Annotated in this window: 1 protein-coding gene; it reads right to left on the reverse strand. The window is 69.1% G+C overall.

Annotated elements, in window-relative coordinates:
* Positions 1-159 precede the first annotated feature (159 nt).
* A partial coding sequence (locus DMP05_RS09615) for an IS110 family RNA-guided transposase (protein ID WP_148039732.1) occupies positions 160-1,348 on the reverse strand: 1,189 nt, incomplete at its 5' end.

The raw sequence follows: 1,348 nt of genomic DNA on the forward strand, positions 1-1,348 counted from the left end.
AAAGGAGACCAGCTATATGAAGTCAAGGGCTAAACCGTAGGTTTTCGAGAACAGTCAATTGTCCGAACGTTGCAGCTTGAGAACCGAATATCGAACGCTTTCCGGGCATGGCGAAGCAGGCGGCGGGGCCGCCTCCGATGCCCTTTGGCTCGGATCGCCCTATTCCCTCCCCGGGTCGTACGGGACCCGGTCGCGCATCACCGCGAACACGATGTGGCACAGCTTCCTCGCCACGGCCGTGACGGCCACGCGGTGGGGCTTGCCCTCGGCGCGCTTACCGTCGTAGAAGGCGCGCAGCCCCGGGTCGTGCCGCCTGGCGCGGTTGGCCGCCAGCCACAAAGCGCGGCGAAGGTACGGCGAGCCGTGCTTGGTTATGGGGCCGCCGCCGCTGTCGAACTGCCCGGACTGGCTCACCGACGAGTTCGGCCCGGCGTAGCTCACCAGGGCGGGCGCGTTGCGGAAGCGCGACACGTCGCCTATCTCGGAGACCATCTGGGCGCCCGTGGCGTAGGACACCCCGGGCATCGTCAGCACGAGCGGCTCGACCTCGTCGAGCAGGGACCTCAGCCTCGCCTCGACCCCGGCGCACTCGGAATCCGCGAACTCGATCTGCCTTATCAGGGACTTGACCCGGAACGAGGCCGCCTCCTGGCCGAGCCTCACGCCGATCGACGACTTGGCCGCGGCCTTGATCTTCGCGGCGTAGCCGGACGACTTGCCGCCGCGCCTGGACGCCTCGGCGATGTCGCGGGCGAGCGAGTCGGCGCGCCTGCGCGCCAGCTCGAAGGGCGGCGGGGACTTGGACAGCACCGCGCGGCTGCCGGCCCCGAACATGTCCGAGAACACCCCGGCGTACTCGGGGAAGTGGGCGTCCATCGGGCACACGCACTGGGTCTTGAGCTCCGCCACCATGCCGCGCAGCGACTGCAGGTAGCGCGACAGCGACCTCGGCGACGCCACCTCGTCGGTGGCGAGCCTGGTCTCGTCGTACTGGCCTATGCGCAGCGCCTCGGCTATGAGCCCGGCGTCGACGCGGTCGTTCTTGACCTTGTCGAGCCCCTTGAGCTTGCGCGCCGCCTTGACCTGCATGGGGCTTATCACGGCGACCGAGTAGCCCCGGGCGACGAGGAACGAGCAGCGCGCCATCCAGTAGTGGCCGGTGGCCTCCATGCCCACGACGACGTCGGACGGCGACCCCGCAAGGCCCTCGAGCCACGCGACGGCCCTCTCGAGCCCGGCCCCGGTGTTCTCGAACGGCATCGGCGGGCGCATCTCCGCCCCGCGCTCGTCGACCGCCCCTATGACGTGGTCCGTCTTGGCGATGTCCACACCCGCGTAGATCATTCCC

The organism is Slackia isoflavoniconvertens (assembly GCF_003725955.1).
GTDB classification, from domain to species: Bacteria; Actinomycetota; Coriobacteriia; order Coriobacteriales; family Eggerthellaceae; genus Slackia; species Slackia isoflavoniconvertens.